The sequence below is a fragment of the Streptomyces zingiberis genome (genome assembly GCF_012034935.1).
GTDB lineage: Bacteria > Actinomycetota > Actinomycetes > Streptomycetales > Streptomycetaceae > Streptomyces > Streptomyces zingiberis.
On sequence record NZ_JAATEN010000013.1, the window covers coordinates 128,103 to 149,575 of the forward strand.

Consider the following 21,473-nt stretch of genomic DNA (forward strand, 5'->3'; position numbering starts at 1 on the left):
GGAGACCGCGCCCCGCGTGTTCCGTGCCGTCTCCGGGGCCTCCCGGGCCCGCCGTCCCTCAGCGCAGGCGCTGGCTGATGACCTTGGAGACGCCGTCTCCCTGCATGGAGACGCCGTAGAGCGCGTCGGCGACCTCCATGGTCCGCTTCTGGTGGGTGATCACGATGAGCTGGGAGCTCTCCTGGAGCTCCTCCATGATGCGGATGAGCCGCTGAAGATTGGTGTCGTCGAGCGCGGCCTCCACCTCGTCCATGACGTAGAACGGGCTGGGCCGGGCCTTGAAGATCGAGACCAGCATGGCCACGGCGGTCAGCGACCGCTCACCGCCCGACAGCAGGGAGAGCCGCTTGACCTTCTTGCCCGGCGGCCGTGCCTCGACGTCGACACCGGTGGTCAGCATGTTGCCGGGGTCGGTGAGCAGCAGCCGTCCCTCCCCGCCGGGGAAGAGCCGGGAGAAGACGCCCTCGAACTGGCGGGCCGTGTCCTGGAACGCCTCGGTGAAGACCTGTTCGACGCGCTCGTCGACCTCCTTCACAACCTGAAGGAGGTCGGCCCGGGTCTTCTTCAGGTCGTCGAGCTGTTCGGTGAGGAACTTGTGCCGCTCCTCCAGCGCCGCGAACTCCTCCAGCGCCAGCGGGTTGACCTTGCCCAACTGCTGATAGGCGCGCTCCGCCGCCCGGAGCCGTTTCTCCTGGGCCGCGCGGTCGTAGCGGACGGGGCGGTTGCGGGGGTGGTCCGGGTCCTCGGGCAGCGTCTCGCCCTCGGCCGGCGGCGACGGCGGAACGGGCTGGTCGGGGCCGTACTCGGCGACCAGCACCTCCGGTTCCACGCCCAGCTCCTCCAGGGACCGGCCCTCCAGCTGCTCGATCCGCAGCCGCTTCTCCGCCCCCAGCACCTCACCGCGGTGCACCGAGTCGGTGAGCTTGTCCAACTCGCCCTTGAGCTCCCGGCCGCGCCGCCGCTCCGCGGCGAGCTCCGTCTCCCGGGCGGCCTTGGCCCGCTCGGCGGCGGCCCGCTCCTCCTCGGCGCGGACCAGGGACACCTCGATGTGCGCCAGCAACTGCCGGGCGCCGTCCGCGACGGCCGAGGCCACCTCCGCCTCGTACCGCAGCCGGGCCCGCAGCCGCTCCGCGCGGGCCCGCGCCTCCCGTTCGGCGCGCGCCGCCCGGTCCAGCGCGTCCGCCCGCCCGGCGAGCCCCTTGACCCGCTCCTCGTGCGTCCGGACCTGGAGCCGGGCCTCCATCTCCGTCTGCCGGGCGTTGGCCCCGTCGGCGGCAAGCCGGTCCCGGGCGGCGGTGTCCGGCTCCTCCTCGGCGCCGTCCGCGAGAGCCGCCTCCTCCGCGGCGAGCAGGCGCCCGGTCAGTTCCTCGGCCTCTTCCACCGCCCGCCGCAGCGCCTCCTCGGCGCGCTCGACGGACGCGGAGGCACGTTCGGCCTCGCCCTGCGCTCCCCGGGCCTGCCCCGCCAGCCGGCCCAGGGACTGGGCGACGGAGGACTTCTCCCGGTCGGCCGCGCTCCGCCGGGCCGCCAGCTCCTCGACGAGCGCCGCGCACTCCGCGCGCCGAGCGGTGGCCCGCCGCTGGCCGGCGGCCAGCTCCTCGCAGCGGACGGCCAGCCGGCCGAGTTCCGCGGCGGCCTCGTCCACCGAGGCCTGGACCTCCAGCTGGCTCGGCGCCCCGGCCGAGCCGCCCTGCGCGAAGTGGGCGGACAGGACGTCCCCCTCGGCGGTCACCGCCGTCAGCTCCGGATCGGCCGCGACCAGGTCCTCGGCGTCCTCCAGGGTGGGCACCACCACCGTCCGGCCCAGCAGCCGGCGCACCGCGGGCAGCAGGCCGGGCGGGCCGCTCACCAGGCCGGCGGCGCTCCGCCGGCCGGAGGACCGCCCCTCTCCGGGCTCGGTGGCGAGTGCGGCGGCGGGTACGCCCGGGACGGAGTCCGGCGCACCCGCCGGCAGCAGCGCCGCCCGGCCGGCGTCGGTCTTGCGGAGCAGGCGCAGCGCCTCGGCCGCCGTGGCCGGGGAGTCGGCCGCGACCGCGTCGGCCGCGGCCCCCAGCGCCGCCGCCACCGGGACCTCGTAGCCCGGTTCCACGGTGAGGAGTTCCGCCGCCGGGCCGAGCAGTCCCGCCGGCCGGTCCACGGCGGTGAGCAGCGCGCCGGTGCCGTCCTTGCGGCGCAGCCCCAGGGCGAGCGCCTCGTGCCGGGCGGCCGTCGCGGCGCGCCGCCGCTCGGCCGCGGTGGCCTCCTCCCGGGCGGTGTTCACGGCCTCCTCGGCGGTGGCCAGCTCCTGGCGTGCCGCCTCGTACCGGGCCGCCAGCTCGGCGTCGTCCGCGTCGAGCCCGTCGACCTCGGCCCGGAGCTGCTCGTACTCCTCCTGTGCGGAGGTGGCGCGGCGCAGGGCGCCGTCCCGGGTCTCCGCCAGCCGGCCGATCTCCGCCTGGGCCGAGGCGGCCCGCCCCCGCGCGGCGCTGACCTGGCCGTGCAGCCGCGCGAGCCCTTCCCGGCGGTCCGCGATGGCGCGGGCCGCGTCCCGGAGACGGCGTTCCTCGGCCGCCAGTTCCCGCTCCAGCTCGGACCGGTGGGCGACGGTGTCCTCCAGGGCCCGCCGCGCGGCCTCCAGCGCGGCCTCCAGCTCCGCCTCCTGCTCGCGGACGCGGGCCGCCTCACGCTCCATGTCCTCCGGGTCCCGGCCGCGGCGTTCCTCGGCGGGGGCCTTGGTGGCGCTGGTGACGCGCGCGTCGGCCAGGCTCGCGGTGGAGCGCACCCGCTCCGCGAGCTGGGAGAGCGCGTACCAGTTCTGCTGGGCGCGCTGGAGCCGGGGCGTCAGCCGCCGGACCTGCTCCTCCAGCTCGGCCTCGCGGTGCTGCGCCTCGCGGTGCTCCGCCTCGGTGGCGTCCCGGCGCCGCTTGAGCGCCGCCTCGTCCGCGACCTCGGCGCGCAGCGCCTCCCGCAGGGTGACCAGGTCGTCGGCGAGCAGCCGCAGCCGGGCGTCCCGCAGATCGGCCTGGATGACGGCGGCCCGGCGGGCGACCGCCGCCTGCCGGCCCAGGGGCTTGAGCTGGCGCCGCAGCTCGTCGGTGAGGTCCTGCACCCGGGCCAGGTTGGCCTGCATCGCGTCGAGCTTCCGCAGCGCCTTCTCCTTGCGCTTGCGGTGTTTGAGCACACCGGCGGCCTCCTCGATGAAGGCCCGGCGGCCCATCGGGTCGGCGTGGAGCACCGAGTCAAGCTGCCCCTGGCCGACGATCACGTGCATCTCGCGGCCGATGCCGGAGTCGGAGAGGAGTTCCTGGATGTCGAGGAGGCGGCAGGTGTCCCCGTTGATCTGATACTCGCTGCCGCCGTTGCGGAACATGATCCGCGTGATGGTGACCTCGGCGTAGTCGATGGGGAGGGCGCCGTCGGCGTTGTCGATGGTGAGGGAGACCTCCGCGCGGCCCAGCGGCGGCCGGCCGGTGGTGCCCGCGAAGATGACGTCCTCCATCTTGCCGCCGCGCAGCGACTTCGCCCCCTGCTCCCCCATCACCCAGGAGAGCGCGTCCACGACGTTCGACTTCCCGGAGCCGTTGGGGCCCACCACACAGGTGATACCGGGCTCGAACCGGAGGGTCGTGGCCGAGGCGAAGGATTTGAACCCGCGCAGGGTCAGGCTCTTGAGGTGCACGCCGCCGGACTCTACCGCCCACCCCGCGAGCGTCACCGGTCCCGGGGACGGCGGTTCACGGTCGCCGCCCCCCGGCTTTCGGTTTCACCCAGGAGTGTGAGGGGCACATCAGGTGGGAGGGAAAGCAGCTGAAGGGGCGGAGGAAAAGAACGAAGGGACGCCGAAGCGTCCCTTGCAGATTCTCAGCGGTGGCCGGCCACGAACCGGCCGGGAATCCCGCGTCAGGTGAGCGCGGGCTCCGCCTTGGAGACGTCGAAGCCGTCGAGCAGCGAGTCACCGTGGTGAGCGGCGGCGGACAGCGCGTCGTTCTCGGCCTGCATCCGTACGAGCTCGGATTCCAGGTCCTGCACGCGCTGCTGAAGCCGTCGCATCTCGGCGATGATTCGCGGGTCGGAGCCACCGACGTAACCGAGAAGCGCCTTTGCCATGATGGATGGTCCTCCACACTGAGTGACCGACCGATGCGGTGTGGGTCGTGAGCTGATCGCACCCGCGACGCCTGCCACCACCGTCATTCCCGGTGCTGAACAGGTCGGGTGCGGGGGGAATTCCAGCGTCTCACCAAATGGTTTGACGGTCAACACGATCACACCCCGCATCGGCGGGCGTTCCGGGGGCGCACCGCGTTGACGTGCGGCGCCGCTGCTCACCGGAGGGCCGGCCGGGGGGCGGAGATCATCCTTATGGCGGCAGCCTTGCATGGTGTCGCGCTCTTGGCAACCACCAGGTCACCGCGGCCTTCCGGGGAGGTTTGCGGCGGTGGGGCACCGTCCGGCGCGGGTGCCGTGGGGCGTCCGGCCCGCCGGGGCTCAGCGGATCACGAAGTCACGGTAGCCGCCGCGGGGTGTGTCCCATATCTCGGTGACGCCCTCGACCCGGCCCGGCGTGTCCCCCGTACGCAGCCAGTCGAGCAGCCCCTCGCAGCGGTCCCGGGGGCCTTCGGCGACGACCTGGACCCGGCCGTCGCCGAGGTTGGAGGCGAAGCCGGCGAGGCCGCCGATCTCCAGCGCGCGGGCCCGGGTGAACCAGCGGAAGCCGACGCCCTGGACCCGGCCGCGGACCCAGGCGGTGAGGCGGACGTCCCCCGGCTCCGCGGTCCGCTCGGCGCGGCGGGTTCCCTGCGTGGCTTCCTGCATGGCGGCACGCTATCCCGTGCGGCGACCTGAAGGCACACCGAGGCCGTCCGTGATGGCGTACAGTCCCGCGTCAACGAAAGTCCACCCGTTCGGGTGAGACGGTGGAGCGACGAGCGGGGGAGCCAGGGCATGGGCCGCCACCGACGCGACGACCCGCGGCCGGCCGCTCCGGCAGCCCCGTCACCGGCGCCCTCCCCACCGGAGTCCTCCCCGCCGTCCCCGCCGTCCCCGCCGTCCCCGCCGTCCGGGCGAGTCCCGCCGGCCGGGGCCGTGCCGGTTCCCGCCGAGGGCGCGTCCGGGCGGTACGAGCGGGCCGGGCCGTCCGTATCGGGAGGGCGGCGCCCGGCGCCGGTGCGGAGGGGGCTGCTGGGTATGGCCGCCGCCGTCGCGGTCGGCGTGGCGGTCGTGGCCTCAGGGGTGCTGCCGGGCGGTGGGAGCTACCTCGTGGATGCCACTCCCGGCACACCCGGGGCTCCCGCTGCCCCCGGGACGGGCGGCGGGCCCGGAGCGGACGGATCCGCGGACCAGGAAACCCGGCCGCCGAACGGCACGCGCCCGGAGCCCACCGAGGGGCGGAACGGGCCCGGCCGCACCCCGGCGGAGGAGGGGGAGGGCGCCTCCGCCCGGCCGGGCGGTCCTCCGGCGGGCCGAGAGGGTGAGAACCCCTCCCCCGCCCCCACGCCCCGCGCCTCCGGGACCGCGTCCACCGCGCCCCGCTCCGGCGACGGCCGGCCCTCCGCCCCCGGCCCGGCGGCGGAGCCGGAGACCCGCCGTGCCGAGGACGCGGCGGAGGAGACGCGGCGGGCCGCCGAGGCCCGGGTGAGGGTGCTGGTCAACCGTGAGCGGCGGCGCGCGGGCTGTTCCCCCGTCGCCCTGGATCCCCGCCTGACCGAGCTGGCCCGGGCGTTCAGCGCCGACATGGCCGAGCGCGGCTTCTTCACCCACACCGACCCCGACGGGGCGACCCCCTGGGACCGCGCCGCCCGGCTGGGCATCGAGGAGCTCGGCGGCGAGAACATCGCCCGCGGGCAGACCACCGCGGAAGCGGTGATGGAGGCCTGGATGGCGGCCCCGGAACACCGGGCGAACATCCTCAACTGCTCCTACCGCACCCTCGGGGTCGGCGCCCATTTCGCGGACGGCGGCCCGTGGTGGACCCAGGATTTCGGCTACTGACCCGCCCGCCGGGCACCGGCTTCCGCGGGCCCGGGCCACGGCCGCTCAGCCGGTGGTGCGGGGCGGACGCTGGCAGCGGGGGCAGTAGTAGCTGGAGCGGTTCATCCAGGGGCGGCGGCGCATCGGGGTGGAACAGCGGCGGCAGGGGCGGTCCTCGCGGCCGTAGGCGTCGAGGGAGCGGTCGAAGTAACCGGACTCGCCGTTCACGTTGACGTAGAGGCTGTCGAAGCTGGTGCCACCCGCGTCCAGGGCGGCGTGCATCACGTCCCGGACGTGGCCGAGGAGTTCGGTGCTCCGGTGGCGGGTGAGGCCCGCCGTGGGCCGGTCGTAGTGGAGCCGCGCCCGCCACAGCGCCTCGTCGGCGTAGATATTGCCGACCCCGCTGATCAGGCTCTGGTCGAGCAGGGCGCGTTTGACCGTCGTCCGGCGGCGCCGGAGCGCCGCGTGGAAGGCCACTTCGTCGAACGCCGGGTCGAGGGGGTCACGGGCGATGTGGGCGATGGCGTCCGGCAGCCCGTGCGGGTCGCCGGGCACCCAAGGGTGCAGCGAGAGACCGCCGAAGGTCCGCTGGTCGACGAAGCGCAGTTCGGTGCCGAGTTCGTCGGCGAAGGCGAAGCGGACCCGCAGATGCCGCTCGTCCGCCGACCAGGCCGGCTTGACCAGCATCTGGCCGCTCATGCCCAGATGGGCGAGGAGGGAGACGCCGGTGGCGGGGTCACCGGGGTTACCGGGGTCCTCGGCCGGGACCGGTCCGAGGGGGAGCCACAGATACTTGCCGCGGCGCCGCGCGGTGCCGAACCGCCGGCCTTCCAGCCGGGCCGCGAAATCCGCGGGGCCGGGGGCGTGGCGGCGGACCGCCCGGGGGTGGCGCACCTCGGCCGAGGCGATGGCGCGGCCACTGATCCAGCGCTCCAGACCGCGCCGGACCACCTCCACCTCGGGCAGCTCGGGCACGGTCTCTCCTCCCCCGGGCCGGACGGGGCCGCGGGCCGTACGGGCACGGGCCGGGCCCGGCCGGGTGGTCGTGGGTCGTGGTTCGCGTGGCCGGGCCGAGGCGGGCGCAGCCCGGCAAGGACGCGGGGAGGCGGGGCTTGCGGTCTCGGCGCCGAGCACCCGCCGCCGTGTACGCGGCGGCGGGTCGCCGGCGCGGGCGTCGGCATGGAGCGGGCGGCATCCACCGCTCCGCGCCCTTCCGCGCCGTCGCGGGAGCCGGCGGGCACCGGTACGCCCGGGCGATCGGCCCCGGCGTACCGGTTCCGCTCAGCGAGCGGCGGTGCCGGCCCCCTCACCGGCGGAACCGCCCACGGGGCCGTCCACGGTGCCGTCACCGGCGGAGCCGCCGGCGCGGGCGTCGCTGACGGCACCGCCGTCCGCCCCGGCCGAGGCCCGCGCGGTGGCGACCTCGGCGGCCGTCGCCGCGGCGGCGGTCTCGGCGGCCTCCGCCGCCTCGCTGATCGCGCGCCAGGCCGCCTCGGCCGCCTGCTGCTCGGCTTCCTTCTTGCTGCGGCCGGTGCCGGTGCCGTACGCGACACCACCGACGCGGGCGGCAGCCGTGAAGGTCTTCTCGTGATCGGGCCCGGTCTCGCTGACCAGGTACTCGGGAACGCCCAGCCCTTCGGTGGCGGTGAGTTCCTGGAGGCTGGTCTTCCAGTCCAGTCCGGCGCCGAGGTTCGAGGACTTCTCGATCAGCGGGTCGAAGAGGCGGTGCACCAGTTCCGCGGCGGCGTCCAGCCCCTGGTCGAGGTAGACCGCGCCGATCACCGCTTCGAGGGTGTCGGCGAGGATCGACGCCTTGTCCCGTCCCCCGGTGCCCTCCTCGCCCCGGCCGAGCCGGATGAAGGAGCCGAGTTCCAGTCCGCGGCCGACCTCCGCGAGCGCGCGCGAGTTGACCACCGCGGCCCGCAACTTGGCCAGCTGCCCCTCGGGCAGGTCGGGGTGGATGCGGTAGAGGGTGTCCGTGACCACCAGGCCGAGCACGGAGTCCCCGAGGAACTCCAGCCGCTCGTTGGTGGGCAGCCCGCCGTTCTCGTAGGCGAACGAGCGGTGCGTCAGCGCACGCACCAGAAGGGCGGACTCGATCCGGTAGCCGAGCCGCCCTTCCAGTACCGCGTGCGACGAGGCCGTGTCCGCCTGGGCCGATTCGCTCCCGCGCTTGCGGGAGGATGTGCCGGCGTCCGACATAGAGCCTGTCACCCGCCGATCAGACCTCGAGGACCTGGCGGCGGTTGTAGGTCCCGCAGTGGGGGCACGCGATGTGCTGCAGCTTGGGCTCATGGCAGCGCTCGCACGACACCAGGGTGGGGACCGCAGCCTTCCACTGCGACCGGCGGTGGCGCGTGTTGCTGCGCGACATCTTCCGCTTCGGAACAGCCACGGCTACTTCTCCTGCTTCTCGTCGGCGCCCGCTCCGGCGCCGTTCACGTCGTTCCTCCCGCCGACCCGGAATGAGTCGGCGAGTCCCTGCAGTGCCGCCCAACGGTCGTCGACGGCGTCGTGGTGGTGGTCCGGTTCGTCCGCGAGCCGTGCCCCGCACTGGGTGCACAGGCCCGGGCAGTCCTCCCGGCACACCGGCTGCAGCGGCAGTGCCAGCACCACCGCGTCCCGCAGCACGGGTTCGAGGTCGATCAGGCCGTCCTCGACGGAGAAGGTCTCCTCCTCGGCGTCGTCCTCCGGATCCGCCACGGGGCGGGCCCGGCTGTCGGCGTCGGGGTAGGAGAACATCTCCTGGAAGTCGGTTTCGAGCGTCCGCTCGACCGGCTCCAGACACCTTACGCACTCCCCGGTGAGCGGCGCACGGGCGGTACCGGTGACCAGTACCCCCTCCATGACCGACTCCAGCCGGAGGTCCAGCTCCACCGTCGCCCCGGCGGGCACCCCGATGACCTCGATACCGAGGTCCGCCGGGGCGTCCACGGAACGGGAGAGCCGCTGCATCGCGCCGGGACGGCGGCCCAGCTCGTGCGTGTCGAACACGAGCGGGTTGCGGTGGTCGGGGCGGGCGTTCAGGGCTTCCTGCTTTCCACGGTGGCGGTACGGGCGGCCCGGCGCGCCGTGCCGTACGGGCAGTACGGGTACACGGACCGTGCGGGTGTGCACAGGTACACGTCGTGCACGGTGTGCACGGAATGCACAGGTGCACGGGTGCACAAGTGCACGGAGTGCGCGGGCAGCCGCGATCGCGGATGTACACGACCGAACAGTCAGGATACTGGACGGTCCGCCGCAGACCCAATCGGCGCCGGGCGGGGTGGTGCCGGACCGGCCGCGGCCGGTGCCGCGCGGGGCGCGCCGGGGGTCAGCGGCCCTGCTCGTACGCGCGCAGCCGGTCGAGGTCGATGACGCTGGTGTCGAAGAGGCTGGTCTCGTCCAGAGCGGTGGGGTCCGGCGCCGGGCTCCCCGGTGCGGGCTGCTGTCCGTACTGCGCGGCCGCGTAGTCCTGGCCGCCCTGCTGGTGCCCCCACTCCTGCCCGCCGTGGCCCTGGCCGTAGCCCTGCTGGGGCTGCCCGTAGGGGTCCTGGTAGCCGTAACCGGGGGCGGGGAGCTGCTGCCCGTCCTGGTAGCCGCCCTGGTAGGCGTCCTGGTAGCCGTAGGGCTCCTGGGGATACGCGGCGGCGGCCGGGGCGTACGGGTCCTGGTATCCCTGCCGGCCCGCGCCGGAGTGGTCCTGACCGGCCGGGACCACCTGGCCCGGCTGGCCCGCCTGGCCCGGCTGCCCGGTGGGCGCGGCGGGCTCCGCGGGAGCGCCCGGGGCGGTCCGCTCGCCCGGCCGGCCGGCGAGGCCCGCGAGGTAGTCGGCGTCGCTGGTCCGCAGGTGGTCGACGCCCTCCTGGGCGGCGAGGTGGCTGCCCAGGTCATCGATGGCGCGCCGGCCGTGCAGCTTCTGCCGCCCGCGGCCGACCGCGTCCAGGGTCTTGGAGAGCACCGCCTCGAAGGCGCCGAACTTGGCGTCCACATAGGCGTCCGCGCGCTCCCGCAGCGTCTCCGGGTCGGCGGTGGGCTCGGGGGCCTCCTCGTCCGCGTAGCCCTGTTCGTCCAGCCCGGGGCCGCGGCCTAGCAGCTTCTCGCGACCCCGGTCCACGGAGCCGAGGGTCTTGGTGAGGACGACCTCGAAGTTGGCGAGCTTGCTGTCGACGTAGTCGTCGGCCTCGGCCCGGATCTCCTCGGCCTCCCGGCGGGCCTCCCCGAGGATGCGGTCGGCCTCGGCCTGCGCCTGACGGACGACGTCGGTGGCCGACACCAGCCCGTTCCGTTCGGCGTGCGCGGAGGCGACGATGCGCTCCGCCTCCCGGCGGGCCTCCTCGACCACCTGCTCCCGGCCGCCCAGCACCTCCTCGGCCTGGGCCAGCGAACCGGGCAGCGCGTCGCGGATCTCCTCCAGCAGGTCGAGCAGATCGGCGCGGTTCACCACGCAGGACGCCGACATGGGCATGGAGCGGGCGCTCCTGACGGCGCCGACGACCTCGTCGAGCTTCTTCTGCACGTCCACGGGGATGCTCGCACTTCCTGGGCGGGACCGGGCGGTCGGGGCGGAACGGGACGACTCTACGCCCGACGGTGACACGCCGACAGCGGCGCAGGCCGACGGCCCGTCAGCGCCGGCCGAGCCGTTCGGTGAGCGCCGTCAGCACCTCCGGCGGGACCAGGTGGGAGACGTCGCCGCCCCAGGTCGCGACCTCCTTGACCAGGCTGGAGGAGAGGAAGCTGTAGGTGGGGTTGGTGGGCACGAAGAGTGTCTCGACGCCCGAGAGCCCGTGGTTCATCTGCGCCATCTGGAGTTCGTAGTCGAAGTCGCTGACGGCCCGCAGCCCCTTGACGATCGCGGGGATCTCCCGCTCCTTGCAGAAGTCGACCAGCAGGCCGTGGAAGCTCTCGATCTCGACGTTGCCGTACTCGGCGGTGGTGCGGCGGAGCAGGTCCAGCCGCTCGTCGATGGTGAAGACGCCCTTCTTCGATTTGTTGATCATCACGGCGACATGCACCACGTCGTACAGTCGCGACGCGCGCTCGATGATGTCGAGGTGCCCGTTGGTGACGGGGTCGAAGGATCCCGGACAGACGGCACGGCGCAACACAGGTCCCTCACTCTCCGGTGCGGTCATGACCAGCCCCCGGTTCGGCGTGACCGCCCGCCGGGGCGCGGGTCGAGGCGGCGCGACCGTACCAAAAGGTGCCCTCGCCGTACCGGCGGGCCCGGAGCGGTTCGAACCCCGGGGGCCAGTCGAAGGTCCCGCCCCGCGTGGGACGTTCCACGGTGACCAGGGCCTCCCCGGCCAGCCAGCCGTGATCGAGGAGTGTGATCAGGATCTCGCGGAGCGACGCGTCGGTAACGGCGTAGGGCGGGTCCAGGAAAACGATGTCGTAAGGGTCGGAGGGGTCGCCGGGCGGCGGGCCGGCGGGCACCTGCTCGGCCCGCGCCACCCGCACCTGGGCGCCGGGCAGGCCGAGGGTGGCGACGTTCGCCCGGATGGTGCGGGCGGCGCGGGCGTCGGACTCCACCAGCAGGACGTGCCCGGCCCCGCGGGAGAGCGCCTCCAGCCCCACGGCTCCGGAACCGGAGTACAGGTCGAGCACGCGCAGCCCGTCCAGCGAGCCGGGCCCGCCGAGCAGCGACTGCCAGGTGGAGAAGAGTCCCTCACGCGCCCGGTCGGAGGTGGGACGGGTGCCGCCGCCGGGCGGTACGGCCAGGCGGCGGCCGCCGGCGGAACCGGCGATCACGCGGATCATGAGCTGGGCCCTTCGCGGTGGAGCGGGGCGGTGACCGCCCCCGGCCACCGCCCGGGAGCACGGTCCCGCCCCACGATAGCCACCGGGGAGAGCCGGCCGCGCGGTGGCTCCGCCGCCCCGGCGGCCCCGCCCTCCCCCGGCACGCCGGACCCGGCCGGAGCCGGAGAGGCGTGGCGCGGCGTGGCGCGGCGCGGCGGGACCAGGAGAGACAGCCCTCGGGCGGGGGCCGGAGCGGCGGGGGTCGTGCCCCAGCTCGGCGCGGACGGAGCCGGGCGTGCGGCCGGAGCGGACCGCTGTCCGGGCGATGCTCTCGCGCGCGTGGAAGCGGCGGGCGGGATCCTCCTCGTGGCCCGGCACCCAGGGGGGCGCCGTCCCTCCTCCCGGACGGCCCGGGCCCCCGCCCGGTCTCAGCCCTTGTCCAGGTAGCGCTCGCGCTCGGCGTCCAGCAGGGCGTCCAGGGCCGTGCGCAGCTCCGGGTGGTGCTCCAGCTCCGGGTCGGCCGCGACCAGCGCGGAGGCCTCGTCCCGCGCCTCCGCGATGACCTCCTCGTCCTCGATGACGGCCAGCATCCGGAGGCTGGAGCGGACGCCGGACTGGGCCTGGCCGAGCACGTCCCCCTCCCGGCGCTGCTCCAGGTCGATCCGGGAGAGCTCGAAGCCGTCCAGGGTGGCGGCGACCGATCCCAGCCGGGCCCTGGCCGGGCTCCCCTCGGGCATCTCGGTGACCAGCAGGCACAGCCCGGGCGCGCTGCCCCGGCCCACCCGGCCGCGGAGCTGGTGGAGCTGGGAGACGCCGAAGCGGTCGGCGTCCATGATCACCATCACGGTGGCGTTGGGGACGTTGACGCCCACCTCGATGACCGTGGTCGCCACCAGGACGTCCACCTCGCCCGCGGCGAAGCGGCGCATCACCTCGTCCTTCTCGTCGGGGTGCAGCCGGCCGTGCAGCACCTCCACCCGGAGCCCGGCCAGCGGCCCGGACGCCAGCCGCTCGGCGACCTCGACGACGGCCAGCGGAGGACGGCGGTCCGCACCGGCTCCGGCGCCGTCGTCACCGTCGTGGCCGCCGTCACCGCCGTCACCGCCGGGCTCCTCACCCGCCGCCGCCCGGGCACCCTTCCCGGCGGGTTCCTCCGCCTCGTCCCCGATCCGGGGGCAGACCACATAGGCCTGGTGGCCGGCCTCGGCCTCCTCCCGGATCCGCTCCCAGGCACGGGCGAGGAAGTGCGGCTTGTCGCCCGCCGGGACGACATGGCTGGCGATCGGTGACCGCCCGGCGGGGAGCTGGTCCAGGACGGAGGTCTCCAGGTCGCCGAAGACGGTCATGGCCACCGTGCGGGGGATCGGGGTGGCGGTCATGACGAGCAGGTGGGGCGGTTGTTTCCCCTTGGCGCGCAGGGCGTCGCGCTGCTCGACGCCGAACCGGTGCTGCTCGTCCACGACGACCAGGCCGAGGTCGTGGAAGCCCACCTTGTCCTCGATCAGGGCGTGGGTGCCCACGACGACACCGGCCTCCCCCGTCGCGAGGTCCAGCAGCGCGGAGCGGCGCGCCGCCGCGCCCATCGAGCCGGTGAGGAGCACCACCCGCGTGGCGTGCTCGGCCGCGCCGAGCCGGCCCCCTTCGGCCAGGTCCCCCAGCATCTCGGTGATGGAGCGGTGGTGCTGCTGCGCCAGTACCTCCGTGGGCGCGAGCAGCGCGGCCTGCCCGCCCGCGTCGACCACGGCGAGCATGGCCCGCAGCGCCACCAGCGTCTTGCCGGAGCCCACCTCGCCCTGGAGCAGCCGGTGCATGGGGTGCTCGGTGGCCAGGTCGCCGAGGATCTCGGCGGAGACCCGGAGCTGGCCGTCGGTGAGGGTGAACGGCAGACGGGCGTCGAAGGCGGCCAGCAGGCCGTCCGGCCGGGGCACCCGCGCCACGGCGGGCAGCCGGGTCTCCGCGTGCCGCCGCCGGGCCAGCGCGGTCTGGAGGACGAACGCCTCGTCCCACTTCAGCCGCTGCCGGGCGCGGTCGACATCGGCCCGGTTCGCCGGCCGGTGCACCCGGCGGAACGCCTCGGGGAGCGGCGCGAGGTCCCGCCCGGCGCGCAGGCGCTCGGGCAGCGGGTCGGTGACCCCCTCCCAGCCGGTGGCCTCCAGGGTGTCCAGGAGGGTGGAGACGGCCTGGGAGATCTTCCAGGACTCCATCTTCGCGCAGGCCGGGTAGATCGGGATGATCTCCTCGGCCCACGCGCGGGCCGTCTCGGCGTCCCCCTCACCGTCCATGAGCTGGTACGCCGGGTGGGCGAGCTGCCGCCGGTGGTTGAAGACGCCGACCTTGCCGGAGAACATGCCGCGCCGGCCCGGCAGCAGCTCCCGCTGGTGGTGGCGGGAGGCCCGGCCGAAGAACACCAGCTGGAGGCGGCCGGAGCCGTCGGTGAGGGTGACCTCCAGCCGCGTGCCCCTGCCCTGGTTGAAGGTGTGCAGGCGGGCGTCCTCGACGCGGGCGACGACGGTGACGTGCTCGTCGAGCGGGAGGTCCGCGAGGCGGGTCAGCTCACCGCGCTCCGCGTAGCGGCGCGGGTAGTGGTGGAGCAGATCGCCGGCGGTGCGCAGGTCCAGATGGTCGGCGAGCACCTTGGCGGTGGGGCCGCCGACCGTCTTCTTCAGGGGTTCGTCCAGGGCGGGCACGCCGTCCATTGCACACCATGGGTGCGACAGCCGCGGCCGGACGCGGCGGCGGGGGTCACTCCACGCCGATGATCAGCGGCACGGAGGGCTGCCCGCCGTGGTAGACGACGGTGTCCACCGCGAGGTGGCCGCGGCGCACCCGTTCCTCCAGCCGGCCGGCCAGGGTCTCCGGCGCGTCCGCGCCGAGCACGAGGGTGACGAGTTCCCCGCCGGCCGCCAGCATCCGGTCCAGCAGGGCCTCGGCCGTCGTGGCGAGGTCCTCGCCGATCACGGCGACCTCGCCGTCGATGAGCCCGAGCACGTCCCCGGCCCGGCAGACGCCGGCCATCGTCCAGGAGCGGTGCTCGGCCACGGTGAGGTGCGCGTGGCGGGTGGCGCCGGCGGCGGCGGTCATCGCGACCACGTCCTCGTCGAAGCGGCGCTCGGGCTGGTGGACGGCGAGCGCCGCGAGCCCCTGGACGCAGGAGCGGGCGGGGATGACGGCGACACGGATCCCCTCCGCGCGGGCCTGCTCGGCCGCCGCGGCGGCGGTGTGACGCAGCCCGGCGTCGTTGGGCAGCAGCACCACCTCACGGGCGTGCGCGCGCCAGACGGCCTGCACCAGTTCACCCGCGGCGGGCGGCTCCCCGGGGCGCACGGTGACCACCACCGCGCCCGCCTCCCGGCACAGCTCCGCCAGCCCGTCCCCGGGGAGGACCGCCACCACGGCCCGCGCCGCGCGCGGCGGCTGCTCCGTCCGCCCGGCCCCGAGGTGGCTGATCCGCACCCGGTGGGGCCGGCCTGCCTCGATGCCCGCCTCGACGGCGGCTCCCGCGTCGTCCACGTGGACGTGGACGTTCCACAGCCCGTCCCCCCCGACCACGACGAGCGAGTCGCCGAGCGGGTCCAGCCGCCGCCGGAGGGCCTCCACGGCCGCGTCGCCCGCCTCCAGCAGGTACATCACCTCGAAGGCCGGGCCCGCGGGGGCGGTGACGGGGCCGTCCCCGGCACCGGCCTCCCCCGCCGCGCAGGGACGGCCGCCGGCCGGGGCGGCGGGCTCCTCCGCCGTTCCCGCCTCCGGCGGGTACCGGACCGGACGCTCCCGGGAGGATCCACCGGGCGGGCGCGGGGCCTCGCCCGTCACCGCCTCCAGCAGGGCGCCGACCACCGCCACCAGGCCGCAGCCCCCGGCGTCGACCACCCCCGCGCGCCCGAGGACGTCGAGCTGCCCGGGGGTCGCCTCCAGCGCCGCGCACGCTCCCGCGTAGGCCGCGCGCACGACCTCGGCGGGACCGCCCGGCGCCGCGCCGGCGGCATCCGCGGCGGCGGCGGCCACCGTCAGCATCGTGCCCTCGACGGGGTGGGCGACGGCCCGGTACGCGGCGTCGCCCGCCGAGCGCAGCGCCCGCCGCAGCCGCTCGCCGGACGGGTCCCGCCCGGCGTCACCCGCCGGGGCGGCTCCCTCGGCCGCCCCGGCCGTCCCGGCCGTCCCGGCCGTCCCGTCGTGCGCGGGGGCCCCGGCCGTCCCGGCTCCCCCCGGGACGGGGCCGGCGCCGGGAGCGCCCCCGCGCTCCGGGCCCCCGGCGCCCTTGGCCTCTCGCACGTCCCCGGTGTGCCGCGCGTCCTCCGCGCCCCGGGAGTCCTGGGTGCCTTGGGCACCCGGGTCCCCCGGCTCGGCGAGGACCTCGGCCAGTCCGCGGAGCATCTGGGCGAGGATGGTGCCGGAGTTCCCCCGCGCGCCGATCAGCGCGCCGTGGGTCATGGCCCGCAGCGCCTCGGCCGGCGAGGGCAGCCCGCCCGGGGCCCCCACCCCGTCGCTCCCGTCCCCGCCGCCCGCCCCGTCCCGTTCCGGGCCGGCCTGGTCCCCCGCCTCGTGGGCGGTGAAGACCGCCTCGACGGCACGGGCCGCGGACTCGACGGTGAAATAGAGATTGGTGCCGGTGTCCCCGTCGGCGACCGGATAGACGTTGATGGCGTCGATGTCCTCCCGCGCCTTCCCCAGCGCCTCCAGGGCGAGTCCGCACCAGGCGCGCACCATGGCGGCGTCGGGGGTCTGGGGCACCGGTGTCCTCCTTGGGCCGGGGCGGCGGGCCCTCGGCAGCGTAGCCGCGGAGCGGGCCCCGGCCGGAGGGGGGCCGTGGACTCCCGTGGTAGTTTCGCTGTACGGGAGCGGCCGTTGTATGCTGCTCCGGTTGCCCGACCTGGGTCGGGACATTCCCCCCTGGCAGCGCCGGTCGCCGAAGACGGATCCCGGCGCGCCCGGGGATTCACCGTACGTGCATCTGAAGTCTTTGGAGTGACCCGTGGCTGCCAACTGCGACGTCTGCGGCAAGGGGCCGAGCTTCGGCAACAACATCTCCCACTCGCACCGCCGCACGCGCCGTCGTTGGAACCCCAACATCCAGACGGTGCGCGCCGTGGTCGGTCGGACGCCGAAGCGGCTCAACGTCTGCACCTCGTGCATCAAGGCCGGCAAGGTCTCGCGCTGACGTCCCTGTCGTAGCGCGGCCCTTCCCCGGTCGCCGAAGCCGGTCCGCCTCCGGGTGGGCCGGCCTTCGCATGTCCCGCGGCAGGTGGCGGCGGTTACCACCCGGCACCGCGCACCGCCGGGCCCGGCGCCGGCCAGGGACGCCGCCCACCCGCCCTGATGCCACCGGTGCCGTGACCGGGACGGTTCACCGCACGGCTCCTCCGGCGCCCCCGTCCGGCTCAGGTACCGGAGCCGGGCGCGGAGGACGACGCGGCGAGGTGCCGTTCCGGACGCCGCGAGCCCGGGGCCTTCGCGGCACCTTCGTTCGCCCGGCCCGGAACGGCCGCGGAGCCGGGCACCGCCCCGCGCGCCCGGGCTCAGCCGCGCAGCCGCCAGGCGTGGTCCACCGGCCCGATGCCCGAGCCGAGGGCGAACCCGCCGGCGATCGCGCCGGTGACGTACTCCTTGGCCGCCGCGACCGCGGCCGGCACCCGCGCGCCCTTCGCCAGCTCCGCCGCTGTGGCGGCGGCCAGGGTGCAGCCGGTGCCGTGGGTGTGGCGGTTGTCGTGGCGGGGAGCGCGCAGCCAGTGCTCCGCGCGGCCGTCGGTGAGCAGGTCCACCGCCTCGCCCGGCAGATGGCCGCCCTTGACCAGCGCCCACCGCGGGCCGAGGGCGAGCACCGCCGCCGCGGCCTCGCGCAGCCCGCCCTCGTCCACCACGCGCACCCCGGTGAGCTGTTCCACCTCGGGCAGGTTCGGGGTGGCGACGGTCGCCACGGGCAGCAGCTTGGTCCGCACGGCGTCCAGCGCGGACGGGGCCAGCAGCGGATCGCCGTGCTTGGAGACTCCCACCGGGTCCACCACGACCGGCGCGCCGCAGTCGGCGAGGAGGCCGGCGACGGTCTCCACCAGCGCGGCCGAGGAGAGCATCCCGGTCTTGACCGCGTGCACCCCGATGTCGTCCACGACGCTGCGGAACTGGTCGCGGACCGCCTCCCCGGGCAGCTCCCACGCGCCCTGCACGCCCCGGGAGTTCTGGGCGGTGACGGCGGTGAGCACGCTCATGCCGTGGGTGCCGAGCGCGAGCATCGTCTTGAGGTCCGCCTGGATGCCCGCGCCGCCCCCCGAATCCGAGCCCGCGACGGTGAGCACGAGCGGAGGGGCCTGACCGGGGGCGGGGTTCCGGGATGTGTCCACGGCGGCGAATCTACCCGGTTCGGCCCGGCGCCCCGCCGGTGCCCGGGGTTACCCGGGCTCCCCGTCGCCGCCGAAGTGGTCCCAGCCGGCCGTCCCCCAGGGCGCTCCGTCCACCGTGACCCGTGGCAGCGCGGAACGGCCCAGCACCTCGCCGATCACCCGCCAGCGTGCGGGCAGCTTGGTGCCTGCCGGGAAACAGGCGACGATCGCGTGGTCCTCCCCGCCGCTGAGCACCCAGTGCAGCGGGTCGACCCCCACGGCCTGGCCGATGTCGGCCATCTGGGAGGGGATGTCCACGGCACCGGAGCGCACATCGACACCGGCCCCGCTGGCCGCGGCGATGTGCCCGAGGTCGGCGATCAGCCCGTCGCTGACGTCGGTCATGGCGGTGGCGCCGAGCGCGGCCGCCGCCGGCCCCGCGTGGTACGGCGGCTCGGGCCGGCGGTGCGCCTCCACGAACGCCCGGGGGGAGCGGAAACCGCGGGAGAGCACGGCGTGCCCGGCGGCGGACCAGCCCAGCCAGCCGGTGACGGCCACCACGTCCCCGGGGCGGGCCCCGGAGCGGGTGACGGGACCGGCACCGCGGAGATCGCCGAGCGCGGTGATCGAGACGGTGATCGTGTCCCCGCGGACCAGGTCTCCGCCGACCACGGCCGCCCCGGCGACCTGGCACTCGTCGCGCAACCCGTCCATCAGCTCGGCGGGCCAGGTGGCCGGCAGCTCGGCGGGGACGACCAGCCCGAGCAGCAGCGCCGTCGGGACCGCGCCCATCGCCGCGATGTCCGCCATGTTCTGCGCGGCGGCCTTCCGCCCGACGTCGTAGGCGGTGGACCAGTCACGGCGGAAGTGCCGCCCTTCCAGCAGGACGTCCGTGCTGGCGACGACGCGTCCGTCCGGTGCCGCGACGACCGCCGCGTCGTCGCCGGGTCCCAGCGCCACGGCCGGGGTGGTGGTGAGCCGGGCGGTCAGCTCTCTGATGAGGCCGAACTCGCCCAGCTCCCCCACGGTGCCCTTCATCCCTGTGCCCCTATCTCAGCTGTCTCGGCCCGGCGGGCACGACGGCCCCCGCCGGTGGGCCCCGCCGCCGGGCCGCGGTGCCGGCGGCCGTCCCCGGGCTGCTTCCCGTACGGTGCGCCACCGCGGGCACCGCCGGCGCCCCGCGGTCCGTGCGGGGTCTCCCCGTGCCGCCCGGCGGCGCGGTACCGTGGCGTCCCTTCTTTCCCCATGATCCTCGTAGCCGCCCTGGAGGTTCCGTGGTACAGGCGTACATCCTGATCCAGACCGAGGTCGGCAAGGCCTCCGCGGTCGCCGAACGCGTCGCCGAACTGCCCGGGGTGATCAAGGCCGAGGACGTCACCGGCCCGTACGACGTGATCGTGCGCGCCGAGTCCGAGACCGTCGACGAGCTGGGACGGCTGGTGGTGGCCAGGGTTCAGCAGATCGAGGGCATCACCCGCACGCTGACCTGCCCCGTCGTCCACGTCTGAGCGGCCGGGCACCCGCCGGGCCGGCCGCGGGCCGCCGGTATTGTCGGCCCGGTGAGCACCGTTCCGCACCGCCGCCCGCCCCGTCTCGGCGATCTTTCCCGTCCGCCCGCTCCCTCCCGCCCGGCCCGGCTCTCCCGCCTGTCCGGCCTGTCGGCCCTGTCGGCGGGGGCGGCCACCGCCGCCGTACTGCTGTGCGCCACCGGCTGCTCCGGCCAGAGCGGCTCCCGCCCCGTCCCGGCCCCCGGGCCCGAGGCCGCGAAGCTCTGCCGCGCGTTGCAGCAGGAACTCCCCGAGCGGGTGGACGGGCTGGGGCGCAGCTCCTCCGGGCCGGCCTCGGACTACGCCGCGGACTGGGGTGATCCGGCCGTGCAGCTCCGCTGCGGGGTGCCGCGCCCCGGGATCCTGGTACCGGACAGTGAGCACTACGACCCCACCGCCGACGGCATAGAGGTCAACGGAGTGCTCTGGCTCCCGGAGCGGCAGCCGGACGGATACCGCTTCACCACCACGCTGCGCGAGACGTATGTGGAGGTGACCGTCCCCTCGGAGTACGCGCCCGAGGTCAACCCGCTCACCGACCTCGCGGACGCCGTCGGCCGGACCATCCCCGAAACGCTCTGACCCCGCCGCGGGGCGGTTCAGCGCAGCCCGGTCGGCCGCCGCAGCGCGGCCTTGATCAGCAGGTCCACCAGCTCGGGATAGCTGACGCCGCTCTCCTGCCACATCCGCGGGTACATGGAGATGGGGGTGAAGCCGGGCATGGTGTTGATCTCGTTGATGACGAACTCGCCGTCCTCCCGCAGGAAGAAGTCCGCGCGCACCAGGCCCTCACAGGCCGCGGCGTCGAAGGCGCGGACGGCCAGCTCCCGCACCCGGGCGGTCTGCTCCTCCGTCAGCGGCGCGGGCACCAGCCCGGCGGCCGAGTCGATGTACTTGGCCTCGAAGTCGTAGAAGTCGTGCGCGGTGACGGGCGGGATCTCGGCGGGGACGCTCGCCCGCGGCCCGTCCTCGAACTCCAGCACCCCGCACTCGATCTCCCGGCCGCTGAGGGCCGCCTCGACCAGCACCTTGGGGTCGTGCCGGCGGGCCTCGGCGAGCGCCGCGTCCAGCTCGTCCGGGCCGCCGACCCGGCTGATCCCCATGGAGGAGCCGGCGCGGGCGGGCTTCACGAAGACCGGCCAGCCGTGCTCCGCGGCGAATTCGATGATCTTCGCGCGGGCGGCGGCGCCGGGTCCGTCGCCACCGTCCCGCTCCCACTCGCGGGGCCGGATCACCGTGTACGGGCCGACGGCCAGGCCGAAGGAGGTGAAGACCCGCTTCATGTACTCCTTGTCCATGCCCACCGCCGAGGCGAGCACGCCGGAGCCCACATACGGCACCCCGGACAGCTCCAGCAGCCCTTGCAGGGTGCCGTCCTCGCCGTACGGCCCGTGCAGCACGGGGAAGACGACGTCCACCTCGCCCAGCGACTTGGGCACCTGCCCGGGCTCGCTGTAGACGACCTCGCGGCCGGCCGGGTCGACCGGCAGCAGCACCCCGCCCTCGGCGGACTCGGCGAGCCGGTCCACGCTCGGCAGCGTCCGTCCCTCGATCGCCATGCGCGCGGGGTCGTCGGCCGTCAGCGCCCAGCGGCCGTCCGTGGTGATGCCGATGGGCAACACCTCGTAGGCGTTCCGGTCGATGGCCGCCATCACGGCGCCGGCGGTGACCACGGAGATGGCGTGTTCGGAGCTGCGCCCGCCGAACACGACGGCGACGCGCGGCTTCCGGGCCCCGCCACCGGCGGGGACGGGGCTCACGCTGGGGTTCACGCTGGGGCTCCGGCTGTGGCTCCGGCTGGGGCTCTGGGGAGAGGACTCGCTGCTCATATCGGCCTGAGACTACCCTGCGCACCCGGCGCCGCGTCAGCCACGGGCACCCGGTCGGCGTGGGCGGGATCCGCCGGTTCCGCCGGACGGCTCCGCGCGGGCGGATCGCCGCC

At 75.6% G+C, this 21,473-nt stretch carries 19 protein-coding genes; 4 read left to right on the forward strand and 15 right to left on the reverse strand.

The window, feature by feature from the left end:
- Positions 1 to 58: 58 nt before the first annotated feature.
- The 3 genes from smc to HCK00_RS17630 form a co-directional block, all read right to left on the reverse strand.
- Complete coding sequence (smc, locus tag HCK00_RS17620) at positions 59 to 3,658, reverse strand: chromosome segregation protein SMC (protein ID WP_168102937.1); 3,600 nt, start codon at positions 3,656 to 3,658, stop codon at positions 59 to 61.
- Positions 3,659 to 3,879: 221 nt separating this feature from the next.
- Positions 3,880 to 4,086 carry a hypothetical protein gene (locus tag HCK00_RS17625; protein ID WP_168102938.1) on the reverse strand — a complete coding sequence of 69 codons (207 nt, stop codon included), beginning with the start codon at positions 4,084 to 4,086 and terminating at the stop codon, positions 3,880 to 3,882.
- Positions 4,087 to 4,467: 381 nt separating this feature from the next.
- Positions 4,468 to 4,794, reverse strand: a complete 327-nt coding sequence (locus HCK00_RS17630; RefSeq protein ID WP_168102939.1) for an acylphosphatase — start codon at positions 4,792 to 4,794, stop codon at positions 4,468 to 4,470.
- Positions 4,795 to 5,166: 372 nt separating this feature from the next.
- Between HCK00_RS17630 and HCK00_RS17635 the strand changes: the two genes are divergently transcribed.
- Positions 5,167 to 5,970, forward strand: a complete 804-nt coding sequence (locus HCK00_RS17635) for a CAP domain-containing protein (protein WP_168102940.1) — start codon at positions 5,167 to 5,169, stop codon at positions 5,968 to 5,970.
- A 45-nt stretch (positions 5,971 to 6,015) separates the two neighbouring features.
- On the opposite strand, the gene mutM is transcribed toward HCK00_RS17635, so the two are convergent.
- The 9 genes from mutM to HCK00_RS17680 all read right to left on the reverse strand — a co-directional run bounded on the left by mutM (position 6,016) and on the right by HCK00_RS17680 (position 16,377).
- Positions 6,016 to 6,924, reverse strand: a complete 909-nt coding sequence (gene mutM, locus HCK00_RS17640; RefSeq protein ID WP_168102941.1) for a bifunctional DNA-formamidopyrimidine glycosylase/DNA-(apurinic or apyrimidinic site) lyase — start codon at positions 6,922 to 6,924, stop codon at positions 6,016 to 6,018.
- A gap of 306 nt (positions 6,925 to 7,230) precedes the next feature.
- The gene (gene rnc, locus HCK00_RS17645) at positions 7,231 to 8,151 is read right to left on the reverse strand and encodes a ribonuclease III (RefSeq protein WP_240965652.1); all 921 of its coding nucleotides are present in this window, start codon (positions 8,149 to 8,151) and stop codon (positions 7,231 to 7,233) included.
- A 19-nt stretch (positions 8,152 to 8,170) separates the two neighbouring features.
- On the reverse strand, positions 8,171 to 8,344 hold the full coding sequence (rpmF, locus tag HCK00_RS17650) for a 50S ribosomal protein L32 (protein ID WP_168102942.1): 174 nt from the start codon (positions 8,342 to 8,344) through the stop codon (positions 8,171 to 8,173).
- 2 nt (positions 8,345 to 8,346) lie between these two features.
- Entirely contained in the window at positions 8,347 to 9,036 is a 690-nt protein-coding gene (locus tag HCK00_RS17655; protein WP_240965653.1) for a YceD family protein, read from the reverse strand.
- 229 nt (positions 9,037 to 9,265) lie between these two features.
- Positions 9,266 to 10,456, reverse strand: coding sequence for a cell division initiation protein (locus HCK00_RS17660; RefSeq protein WP_168102943.1), 1,191 nt, complete (start codon positions 10,454 to 10,456; stop codon positions 9,266 to 9,268).
- A 103-nt stretch (positions 10,457 to 10,559) separates the two neighbouring features.
- A complete protein-coding gene (coaD, locus tag HCK00_RS17665) occupies positions 10,560 to 11,069 on the reverse strand; it encodes a pantetheine-phosphate adenylyltransferase (protein WP_168102944.1) in 510 nt (169 codons plus the stop codon).
- Positions 11,050 to 11,694, reverse strand: a complete 645-nt coding sequence (gene rsmD / locus HCK00_RS17670; protein ID WP_168102945.1) for a 16S rRNA (guanine(966)-N(2))-methyltransferase RsmD — start codon at positions 11,692 to 11,694, stop codon at positions 11,050 to 11,052. Before rsmD ends, coaD begins: the two co-directional genes overlap by 20 nt.
- A gap of 407 nt (positions 11,695 to 12,101) precedes the next feature.
- Positions 12,102 to 14,369: an ATP-dependent DNA helicase RecG gene (gene recG / locus HCK00_RS17675; protein WP_206320494.1), complete on the reverse strand. Its 2,268-nt coding sequence runs from the start codon at positions 14,367 to 14,369 to the stop codon at positions 12,102 to 12,104.
- A gap of 46 nt (positions 14,370 to 14,415) precedes the next feature.
- Entirely contained in the window at positions 14,416 to 16,377 is a 1,962-nt protein-coding gene (locus tag HCK00_RS17680) for a DAK2 domain-containing protein (protein WP_168102978.1), read from the reverse strand.
- A 265-nt stretch (positions 16,378 to 16,642) separates the two neighbouring features.
- On the opposite strand from HCK00_RS17680, the gene rpmB reads away from it, so the two are divergent.
- A complete protein-coding gene (gene rpmB / locus HCK00_RS17685; protein ID WP_168102947.1) occupies positions 16,643 to 16,828 on the forward strand; it encodes a 50S ribosomal protein L28 in 186 nt (61 codons plus the stop codon).
- A gap of 358 nt (positions 16,829 to 17,186) precedes the next feature.
- On the opposite strand, the gene thiD is transcribed toward rpmB, so the two are convergent.
- Both thiD and HCK00_RS17695 read right to left on the reverse strand, forming a co-directional pair.
- Entirely contained in the window at positions 17,187 to 18,005 is an 819-nt protein-coding gene (thiD, locus tag HCK00_RS17690; RefSeq protein ID WP_168102948.1) for a bifunctional hydroxymethylpyrimidine kinase/phosphomethylpyrimidine kinase, read from the reverse strand.
- A 48-nt stretch (positions 18,006 to 18,053) separates the two neighbouring features.
- Positions 18,054 to 19,022 (reverse strand): thiamine-phosphate kinase, encoded by a 969-nt coding sequence (locus tag HCK00_RS17695; protein WP_168102949.1) that lies wholly within the window; start codon positions 19,020 to 19,022, stop codon positions 18,054 to 18,056.
- Positions 19,023 to 19,258: 236 nt separating this feature from the next.
- Here HCK00_RS17695 and HCK00_RS17700 point away from each other — a divergent pair, with 236 nt between their 5' ends.
- Complete coding sequence (locus HCK00_RS17700; RefSeq protein ID WP_168102950.1) at positions 19,259 to 19,492, forward strand: Lrp/AsnC family transcriptional regulator; 234 nt, start codon at positions 19,259 to 19,261, stop codon at positions 19,490 to 19,492.
- Positions 19,493 to 19,543: 51 nt separating this feature from the next.
- Positions 19,544 to 20,113, forward strand: coding sequence for a DUF3515 domain-containing protein (locus HCK00_RS17705; RefSeq protein WP_375781974.1), 570 nt, complete (start codon positions 19,544 to 19,546; stop codon positions 20,111 to 20,113).
- 17 nt (positions 20,114 to 20,130) lie between these two features.
- Here HCK00_RS17705 and HCK00_RS17710 read toward each other — a convergent pair whose 3' ends face one another.
- Positions 20,131 to 21,360, reverse strand: coding sequence for a D-alanine--D-alanine ligase family protein (locus HCK00_RS17710; protein ID WP_168102951.1), 1,230 nt, complete (start codon positions 21,358 to 21,360; stop codon positions 20,131 to 20,133).
- Positions 21,361 to 21,473 lie beyond the last annotated feature (113 nt).

Coding starts and splice junctions, on each gene's coding strand:
- HCK00_RS17625 (WP_168102938.1), bottom strand. CDS start 4,086: ATGGCAAAGGCGCTTCTCGGTTACGTCGGTGGCTCCGACCCGCGAATC.
- HCK00_RS17630 (WP_168102939.1), bottom strand. CDS start 4,794: ATGCAGGAAGCCACGCAGGGAACCCGCCGCGCCGAGCGGACCGCGGAG.
- HCK00_RS17635 (WP_168102940.1), top strand. CDS start 5,167: ATGGCCGCCGCCGTCGCGGTCGGCGTGGCGGTCGTGGCCTCAGGGGTG.
- rnc (WP_240965652.1), bottom strand. CDS start 8,151: ATGTCGGACGCCGGCACATCCTCCCGCAAGCGCGGGAGCGAATCGGCC.
- coaD (WP_168102944.1), bottom strand. CDS start 11,069: ATGACCGCACCGGAGAGTGAGGGACCTGTGTTGCGCCGTGCCGTCTGT.
- rsmD (WP_168102945.1), bottom strand. CDS start 11,694: ATGATCCGCGTGATCGCCGGTTCCGCCGGCGGCCGCCGCCTGGCCGTA.
- recG (WP_206320494.1), bottom strand. CDS start 14,369: ATGGACGGCGTGCCCGCCCTGGACGAACCCCTGAAGAAGACGGTCGGC.
- HCK00_RS17680 (WP_168102978.1), bottom strand. CDS start 16,377: ATGGTGCGCGCCTGGTGCGGACTCGCCCTGGAGGCGCTGGGGAAGGCG.
- HCK00_RS17695 (WP_168102949.1), bottom strand. CDS start 19,022: ATGAAGGGCACCGTGGGGGAGCTGGGCGAGTTCGGCCTCATCAGAGAG.
- HCK00_RS17710 (WP_168102951.1), bottom strand. CDS start 21,360: ATGAGCAGCGAGTCCTCTCCCCAGAGCCCCAGCCGGAGCCACAGCCGG.